The organism is Pedobacter sp. 01N416 (assembly GCF_056399685.1).
The window spans coordinates 1-9,464 of sequence record NZ_JBFTRT010000150.1; the positions used below are offsets into that span (position 1 = coordinate 1).

7 protein-coding genes and 1 pseudogene are annotated in these 9,464 nt (G+C 38.3%); 6 read left to right on the forward strand and 2 right to left on the reverse strand.

Annotation, left to right across the window (positions count from 1 at the left end; all coding sequences use genetic code 11):
• The 5 genes from AC1DND_RS10280 to AC1DND_RS10300 form a co-directional block, all read left to right on the forward strand.
• The coding region (locus tag AC1DND_RS10280; protein WP_477581362.1) for a FecR family protein at window positions 1-411 on the forward strand (411 nt) is incomplete at its 5' end.
• Between the two features lie 181 nt (window positions 412-592).
• Window positions 593-3,976: a SusC/RagA family TonB-linked outer membrane protein gene (locus tag AC1DND_RS10285; protein ID WP_477581364.1), complete on the forward strand. Its 3,384-nt coding sequence runs from the start codon at window positions 593-595 to the stop codon at window positions 3,974-3,976.
• Window positions 3,977-3,987: 11 nt separating this feature from the next.
• Entirely contained in the window at window positions 3,988-5,367 is a 1,380-nt protein-coding gene (locus tag AC1DND_RS10290; RefSeq protein WP_477581366.1) for a RagB/SusD family nutrient uptake outer membrane protein, read from the forward strand.
• A 39-nt stretch (window positions 5,368-5,406) separates the two neighbouring features.
• The gene (locus AC1DND_RS10295) at window positions 5,407-6,528 is read left to right on the forward strand and encodes a redoxin domain-containing protein (protein WP_477581368.1); all 1,122 of its coding nucleotides are present in this window, start codon (window positions 5,407-5,409) and stop codon (window positions 6,526-6,528) included.
• Between the two features lie 4 nt (window positions 6,529-6,532).
• Complete coding sequence (locus AC1DND_RS10300; RefSeq protein ID WP_477581370.1) at window positions 6,533-8,020, forward strand: redoxin domain-containing protein; 1,488 nt, start codon at window positions 6,533-6,535, stop codon at window positions 8,018-8,020.
• 72 nt (window positions 8,021-8,092) lie between these two features.
• On the opposite strand, the gene AC1DND_RS10305 is transcribed toward AC1DND_RS10300, so the two are convergent.
• Both AC1DND_RS10305 and AC1DND_RS10310 read right to left on the reverse strand, forming a co-directional pair.
• Complete coding sequence (locus AC1DND_RS10305) at window positions 8,093-8,731, reverse strand: Crp/Fnr family transcriptional regulator (RefSeq protein WP_477581371.1); 639 nt, start codon at window positions 8,729-8,731, stop codon at window positions 8,093-8,095.
• Between the two features lie 93 nt (window positions 8,732-8,824).
• Complete coding sequence (locus AC1DND_RS10310; protein WP_477581373.1) at window positions 8,825-9,022, reverse strand: cold-shock protein; 198 nt, start codon at window positions 9,020-9,022, stop codon at window positions 8,825-8,827.
• Window positions 9,023-9,282: 260 nt separating this feature from the next.
• On the opposite strand from AC1DND_RS10310, the pseudogene AC1DND_RS10315 reads away from it, so the two are divergent.
• Window positions 9,283-9,464: pseudogene (locus tag AC1DND_RS10315) on the forward strand (N-acetyltransferase); the annotation flags it as partial.

Here is a 9,464-nt window from a genome sequence, read left to right on the forward strand (position 1 = left end):
GCTATTGACGGACAGAAGGTTGTGGTAACAGTAACGCGTGGAAAAGTAAGTGTGCAAGATCATCAAAAGCTTTTAGGCGTACTTACACCTAACCAACAGCTAACCTTTGATGAGAAAAGAAAAATGCCAAGCTTGACCAAAGTGATATCGCAGGAGGTTGTAGACTGGCAGGCAAAAGATATTTTCTTTGAAGACATTACCATGAAAGATGCCATTGATCTACTAGCCAAACGATTTGGAACCAAAATTACATTTGTAGATGACCGGGGCAAAAATTGCCGTTTTACCACTACTTTTCAAAAGGGTGAAAGCCTCGATGAAATTTTGCAGGTGATAACTTCTTTTAATAATGCAGCATACGTAACCAAAGCCAATGAGATTTTAATTTCGGGCAAGGATTGTAATAATTAAATAATAAATATCAACTAAAACCAAACAAACCAAACCACATGAAAGAACTCTACTATTTCCACATCTGATGAAAAAATCTCCCTGTCCTTGCAAGACAGAGAGATAAAATTTGCACTGTTCCAGCTGGAATTGGAACAGCATGTATTAAACAATTTAGGCATCATTTAAAACATTTAAAATTATGAAATTTTCTGCACAATCAGCAGAGGGCGGGAATCCCTGTAAGAAATTTTTCGCTTCTAAAAAATCACGATATCTAATTCGTCAGATTATGCGTTTAAGCTTTGTATTAGCTATAGTAACCTTTGCCACCTCTTCATTAATCTTTGCTTCTAATACCAAAGGTCAATCGATCTCCAATACAGAAGTTATAATTGGATTAAATAATGAGAGTGTATTCTCTGCTATTGAAAAAATTCAAAAGCAAACACCTTTTATTTTTATTTATAGAAATACCGATCTTAAAGAACTAAAGGAAATAAATATCCCGGTACAAAAACGTACGGTTCAGGAACTGCTTGATGTGCTGTTTAACTCCAAACGTTTTAAAATAACGCAATTAAATAACAGGATTTTAATTTCTTCGATAAAACCAGAAGTTAAAATTTCGACTGTTGATATCAGGATTTCTGGTATTGTAGTGGATGAAGATGGAGTTCCCATTCCAGGGGTTTCAATACTGCTGAAACAAAACAATAAGCTAAGTACAGCGACTGATAGAAACGGCCAGTTTGGAATTAACCTTCCGGATGAGGGAACGAAAGTGCTGCTTTTTACTTGTATTGGCTATCAGAATGCAGAACAGGTTATCGGCTCAGAAAATTCGTACAAGATTGTAATGAAACCTTCAGTTGGTAGCCTGAATGAAGTGCAGATTATAGGTTATGGTACTACAACCAGAAAAACAAGTACAGGATCTATTGCATCTATCACGGCGAAAGAAATCGAAAAACAACCTGTTGGAAACCCCTTGGCAGCACTATCCGGCAGAATGTCGGGTGTATTGATTGCCCAAAATAACGGCGTTCCGGGGGGAGCCATTCAGGTGCAGATCAGAGGGCAGAATTCGCTTTCATCAGGAGGGATTCCCTTGTATGTGATTGATGGGGTTCCATTTACCAATTTTAATGGAGGTCAGCCAGCAACAGATAACTTAAATGCTTTCGGAACTTCTGGTGCAAGTGGAGGCGTGAGTCCTTTTAGCATGATCAACCCATCTGATATTGAGCGTATCGATATTTTGAAAGATGCAGATGCAACTTCCATTTATGGATCGAGAGGTGCAAACGGTGTAGTTTTAATTACCACTAAAAAAGGAAAATCGGGAAAAGTAAAAATTGGACTTAACCTTAATACTGGCTTTACAGAGGTGAACCGTTTTATCCCTGTGTTAGATCTTGAACAATACCTGGCACTGCGGACAGAAGCATTTAAAAATGATGGTGTAACGCCGAACAGCAACAATGCCCCAGATTTGACGGTATGGGACAGGAACAGCTCAACCGACTTCCAGAAAATGTTTATTGGGAACAGGGGGCACGTAAATGAAATTCAGGCTTCAATGTCTGGGGGTAATGAGCAGACCCGTTTTTTCTTCAATTCTGCATACCGCAGAGAAAGTACCGTCTTTTTAGGCGATAATAATGATAAAAGATTCTCTTCGAGATTGAATTTAGACCATAGCTCGCTGAATAAGAAATTTACAGCTTCGTTTTCTGTTAGTTATGCTAATGATAATACCAATATACCAACCGGAGATGTTTCATCAGTGTACAATTTGCCACCAAACCTTCCTCTTTATGATGCTACGGGTAAATTATTTTGGTCTACAAATTTCACTAACCCCCTGGCAACTTTACTAAAGCGATACAATGGGGTAACCAATAACTTAATTGCAAATGCCAATTTGAAGTACACGATACTACAAGGCTTAACTGCCAAAGCAAATTTTGGTTATACCAATACCAGGTTGGATCAGACGGCTACAAATCCGGCATCATCTCAAAACCCGGCAAACAACCCAACAAGTTCTGCTGATTTTACCAACCTTAATGCCCAAAACTGGATTATTGAGCCAACTTTAGATTATGTACGAAGCATTGGCGGTGGAACTTTAACTGCGCTTATTGGAACGAGTTTCCAACAAAACACCTCGAATGGGCTTTATCTTTCCGGAACCAATTATAGTAATGAGGCGCTGTTGGGCACATTGGGTGCTGCAGGTACTACTACCGTATGGTACAATAATATTGTTAAGTATAAATATGATGCTGTTTTTGCAAAACTAAATTACGATTGGAAAGAAAAATACCTTTTCAATGCCACCTTTAGAAGGGATGGATCATCAAGATTTGGTCCCAAAAACCGTTTCGGAAATTTTGGTGCAATTGGCGCAGGCTGGGTATTCTCAAATGAAGAATTTATAAAAGATAAAATTTCTTTCCTAAGTTTTGGTAAAATTAGAGGAAGTTATGGCACAACGGGAAATGATCAGATCTCCAATTACATTTACCTTCCTTTATATTCTTCAGCAACGGCTTATCTTGGCAATGCTGCAACAAATGTAACTGTTCTTCCAAATGAATTTATCCAATGGGAAACTACTAAAAAACTTGAATTTGCAATTGACTTAGGTTTCTTAAAAGATCGTATCTCTTTTACTGCAAATTACTATAGAAACAGATCATCTGATCAGATCACTTCTAATGCATTAGGCAGTCAGAGCGGATATAATAGTTATACATTAAATCTTCCGGCTACAATCCAAAACAAAGGCTTAGAGCTTGAGCTAAATACAGCCAATATCGTTACAAAAGATTTTTCATGGAAGACCTCTGCAAACTTCACTTTTACCGATAATAAGATTGTCGATTTTCCAGATCTTGAAAAATCATTTTATGCTTCTTCATATGTGGTTGGCGAATCGATTAACCTTATCCGACTATATCATTATCTTGGTGTTAACCCGACAAACGGAACAGCTATGTTCGAAGATAAAGATGGCAACGGTGTGATCAATTCAAACGATCGTTATATTGCAGATTTAGGAACGCCATTTTTCGGAGGTTTCAACAATACTTTCACTTATAAGAATTTTGAGCTGGGCATATTTTTTCAATTTAACCACCGTTTTGGCGTTACGCAAATTGTAAATAACAGACCAGGCGCACTTGGCAACCAAAACGACTATTGGCTGGGAAGATGGACACCGACAAGCACAAGTGCCAACCTACCGGGAGCATCGGCAACAGCAGGATCAGTAATTGCCGCTTCCTATAACAATTTCACATCGTCTGACGCAGTATATGGGGATGCCTCATATTTAAAACTGAGATCTGTAAACCTATCGTACGCTTTGCCTACCGAATGGTTAAAGCAGATTAAAATGTCTAACTGTAGCATCTTTATTCAAGGCCAGAATTTATATACATGGGCAAAGAACAAGTACATCTTAGATACAGAAACAACTGTTCCGGGCGGGCCTCCGGGTTTAGGTACTGGTACACTTAGTCAGGTATTGCCTCCACTAAGAACAATTGTATTTGGTGTTAACTGTTCATTTTAACTGATAAAATCATGAAAAAAATATATAGAAATTTCTTTTATAAAATATTGATCCTTACAGCAGTCTTAACTGTTTCTTCCTGCAAAAAATTTGTAGAACTGGGGGCGCCGCCAACTCAGGTTTTGTTCGAAGATTCTTTTAAAACAGATGCCGCTGCACAGAGCGTTGTGATGGGCCTGTATTCTTTTTCTTCGCAGGCTAACAATGGCTTAATTACTTCACTTACTTTTTACTCGGGGGTTTCCAGTGATGAGTTGCAGTATAATGCAAGCGTAGTGTTAACCCAGGAGTTCGCAAATAATTCAATCACAAATAATAACGGTACAGCTAACACCATATGGGGAACAACTTACCAATTGGTGAAAAATGCCAATAACGCCATTAGCGGCCTTAGTGCTTCTACAACCTTAACCCCTTCTGTAAAAAATCAGCTTTTGGGTGAAGCTAAATTTATGCGGGCGTTTGCGTATTTCCATCTCGTAAATCTTTATGGAGACGTACCGTTGCCACTAAAAGACGATTATTCCGCTTTCGAAAATGCAGCTTTGCCCCGTACATCAACAACCGAGGTTTATGCGCAGATTATAAAGGACTTAACTGAAGCACAAAATCTATTACCTACAACTTATGTGGGCACTTTTAGAGGCAGGGTGAACAAATATGCAGCAACAGCACTTCTGGCTAGGGTTTACCTCTACCAAAAAGATTATATAAATGCAGAAGCACAGGCTACACAGGTTATAGGTTCAGCGGTTTATACACTTCCGGTACCAGAGGCGGCTTTTGTGAATACCAGTAATGAAATTATCTGGCAGATCGGTAATATTTCCGGGCTTTCTGTGCCTGGCGCTGCATATGTAACCTTGCCTTCGGTAATTCCAACTTATACTCTTGCAGATGTAACGTATCAAAGCTTTGAAAATGCAACTGATTTACGCCGTACCAATTGGACAGTTAGCAAAACAATTGGCGGGAAAACCTACTATGGTATAAGCAAATATAAAATAGGCACTGGAACTGGCAATGAATATAATGTTGCGCTTAGGTTTGCCGAACAATACCTGATCCGTGCTGAAGCCAGGGCACAGCAAAACAACCTTTCTGGCGCAAAAACAGATATCGATATGGTTAGAAGCAGGGCTGGATTAGGTGCTGTAAGTGCTGCTTTAGATCAGGCGCAGATGTTAACAGCCATTGAACAAGAAAGAAAAGTAGAATTTTTTGGAGAATGGGGCCACCGCTGGTTCGATTTAAAAAGAACTGGTCGAGCAAATGTTGTAATTAGCGCATTAAAACCAACCTGGAAATCAACTTCCGTTTTATTCCCGATTCCACAGGCGCAAATCCTGATTAATACCAATTTAACTCAAAATCCAGGTTATCAAAATTAACTATTGGGAGCCTGTTTGGCTCCCATAACTACATCAATCATGAAAAAGACAATAAAATTAATAGCAACAGCTACCTTGGTTCTTTTGGTGGCAAGTGCTTTTAACATACAAAGAGGATATAAATTAACGGGTAAGATAAAAGGGATAGATACGGGATTAATTTATCTTTCGCATAACATTGGCGATAAAGAAATTAAGGATTCTTCTGTTATTACTAACGGTAGTTTCGCTTTTAGTGGTACAGTACCCGAGGTTAAAATGTATGCTTTAAAACTTAAGGACGGTAAGCAACAAAAAAACTTTCTTTTAGAAAATAAAGACATCTCGATAGTTGGTGATAAGGATTCGTTGTTTACGGCCAAAGTAATCGGTTCGCCGGAAACCGATGTTTATTTTGGTTTTTATAATGGCCCTTGGAAATCGATAACCTCAAAAGCTGGCGATATTTACCGCCGTTTAGATAGTGCAAACAAAAAAGGTAAAGTAACCTTAAGCCCGGCACAGCGCAAACCCTTCGATGATGAATTTAAAGCACTTGATGTGCTTAACCAAAATGCAATAAAAGCTTATGTAACCGCAAATGCCTCTTCTGTAGCAGTTGCGGCAATTGTGGAAGACCGCTTTATTAATTATCCATATCCCGAGCAAGCAGCAGCCATGTATGCATTATTTGCCCCGGCGGTTAAAGCTTCATTTTACGGTAGAACCATAAAAGAAAGTTTAGCATTAACCAATAAAACTGCTCCGGGAAAACTGGCTCCAGATTTTGTAATGAATGATGTAGATGGAAAACCACTTAAACTTTCTGCACTTCGTGGAAAATATGTTTTAGTAGATTTTTGGGCAAGCTGGTGTGGTCCCTGCCGTAAAGAAAATCCGAACGTAGTTGCAGCCTACAAAAAATACCATGATAAAGGTTTCGAAATTTTAGGCGTATCGTTAGACAGCAAAAAAGAAGCCTGGCTGAAAGCAATTAATGATGATGGTTTGGTATGGAAACATGTTTCTGAACTTAAAGGCTGGTCGAATACTGCTGCAGCATTATATGGTGTGAAATCGGTTCCTGCAAGCTTTTTATTGGATAAGGATGGAAAAGTGGTTGCAAAAGATTTACGTGGAGAAGAATTGAATAACACATTATCAAACCTATTTAAAGATTAATCACATGAGCACACTAAATATCAGTAACAAAATGTTAGGATTGCTTTCTATCATCATTCTAGGAAGCGTTGGCGGTTTAAAAGCGCAAACCAAACCCCTAGATACAACGAGGATTTATCTAGACAAACTGGTAGCTTCCAAGGAACCTGCAGATAAAGTACTATTGGCAACCAAATTACAAAAACTGGCCGCTTCAGATCAGGAAAAAGATGTTGACCTGGCCATTAATTACTATTACCGGTTAAAAAACGTAAAAGCTTCCGATTCGCTTGTTCAGGTAGAATTACAGAAGTTCCCTAAAGGTTCGAGAGCGAGGGCACAGGAAGCCAGCAAAATTTATGATGAGAAAACGGCACTGGCGAAAGAAAATGCCTATAAAATATGGATTAAGAAATTTCCGGTTTCGGGTTCTGGAGAAGAATTGATCGTGTACGATTATGCGGTATCGGCTATTGCTTCCGAATATGCCAAAGAAAAAAATGCGGCTAAGGCTATTGAGTATATTAACAAACTGCAGGTAGATTTTTGGAAAGGAAATGGGTTTGGTGGTGTTGCAGAGGCTTTTTATAAAACCGGCGATTTAAAAAATGCAGCTGTATATTATAAAAAAGCCATGGAAAGTGCTAAAACTTATTATGATGGAAAGTTACCTAACGAAAATTCATCCAAATTTGCCGCATCGGGTTATCCAGGGTTGACCATGACTTATGCTGGGATTCTTTTCGAACAAAAAAAGTATAATGAAGCAATTATTTATGCTGATTTAGCAGCTAAAAATCCAAAAACTGCTTCTCCGAGATCGAATTTTCAATACGCCAAAATATTAATGGCATTGAATAGAAATCAGGAGGCTTATACTAAATTGGAAGAGGCCGTAAAATCGGGCAAGGCCAATGATGAAATGAGTAGTACCTTTAAAACACTTTATATCAAAGTAAAGGGAAGTGATGCGGGTTTCGATGCCTATGCTGCTGAAATCAGAAAAGGGATTCTGGCCAATCTACAGCAAAAACTCAATAAAGAAATCATCAATAAACCAGCTGTAGATTTTACATTAACCGATATTGAAGGCAAAAAAGTTACACTAAGCAGTTTAAAGGGTAAGGTGGTAATCCTCGATTTTTGGGCAACCTGGTGTGGGCCATGTAAGGCTTCTTTTCCTGCCATGCAAATGGCTGTTAATAAATATAAAGAAGATCCAAACGTGAAGTTTTTGTTTATTCATACCTGGGAGAAAACAGCTACCCCAACTCAGGATGCGAGCGATTATATTAAATCGCAGAAATATAGTTTCGAGGTGTTAATGGACACCAAAGATCCTGATTCGAAAATTAACAAGGTCGTTACTGATTATAAAGTATCGGGAATTCCTTCAAAATTTGTGATCGATCCTGTGGGGAACATCAGATTTAACCTGATGGGCTTTGATGGTAGCAATGAAGCTGCAGTAGATGAAATTTCGATGATGATCGATATGATTAAAAAAGGTTAAATCCTTCGTGTTTTACTAGAATTTTTTACCCTGTACAAATAATTGTACGGGGTTTGTTTTTTAAAAGCGCCACTATTTCTCTATTAATACGGCAACATCGCGATGCACGCTTTTATGCAGTTCTTTGCTTCTGACCCTGCTTAAGGTTTCTAATCTCATTCCTAAATAGCTTGCGAGATAGCGGAGCGGTATTTTGTTTAAGTCTACTTTTCCGCTTTCTGCGAGCTTTTGATAACGCCGCAATGCATTGGGTATTCTGGCCAGTATAGATCTTTCGGATGCAGCATAGTAATGTACAGCTAACAGTTTTCGTCCGATAATGTTGGCTTCTTCGAAATGGGAATACGCATAGTCGATTAAAGTATAAGGAATGCGGATCAATTCGCAATCTTCTAAGGCCTGTAAATATTCTACAGAGTGGTTAGCTTGTAAATCAGGGTGACGAATGGCGCCTACAATATTATTCCCAAAACAAAACCAGGTGGTAATATCTTTGGTCCCATCTTTTATAAAACCACGAACAATGCCACTTTTTACAAAGTAAAGTGCTGCATTACTATCAACAGGGGAAACAATGTATTTATTCTTTCTGACTATGACCAATGAGCAATGTTTTTCATACTGTGCAATAAGGCTAGTGGAAAGCTTATGGTATTGTTCCATATACTGGAGAAGTGGCAGTACAAAAGAACTGTTGTTAGAATTGGGCATAATGTTATAAACTTTTAGGTTCAAAAAGTGATCTCTTTTGATAAATAATCATCTTGCTTTTATATAATATACAAAATAATCTGAAAATTACATTTAAATAAGTAATAATAGGCGAAGATTGGTGGCCGTAAGCCCATGTGCCATTAGTTCGATTTTGAATTCTACCAGGTCGCCTGCAGCGATATTTTCATTAAGATTTGCTAAACAAAATGCAATTTCCTGTTCGTTTTCGTCTCGTATAAATCCAAAGCCAACCGATTGTTTGATGTGTATTACCGTGCCCTTCCTCATTATACGTCTGTTTGGTTTTAACTAACATACGTGTATTATGGCAGCAAAGTTTTTTGGCTTGTTAATACTCTGAATTATTAAATGGGGCAATAGTTTTCCATAATGAAATTAACCCTTCCATTTTGGTAATGTACCTTCAAAATACGGTAGCCAAAGAAAAAAAATAAAGGCCTATATCATTGTTTAAACTGCTATCTGGTTATTAATACTGGTTTGGGCATTCCCTTTGTGATTGGCCTGGCATGAAAATTTAAATCATAATGGATAACCATATCATTTTTGTCCGCATTGCTGATCAAGGCGATGCACATTACGCAGAAGAAATTATACAGGAAACAGAACAATCTGCCATTGCAAGGGCTTCAGGCATTGCAAAAAGAACCTTAGCCTCGGTAATTGAGAAAATGGCTGCTGGCAAGGCAGTTATTGCTTTAACTAGTAC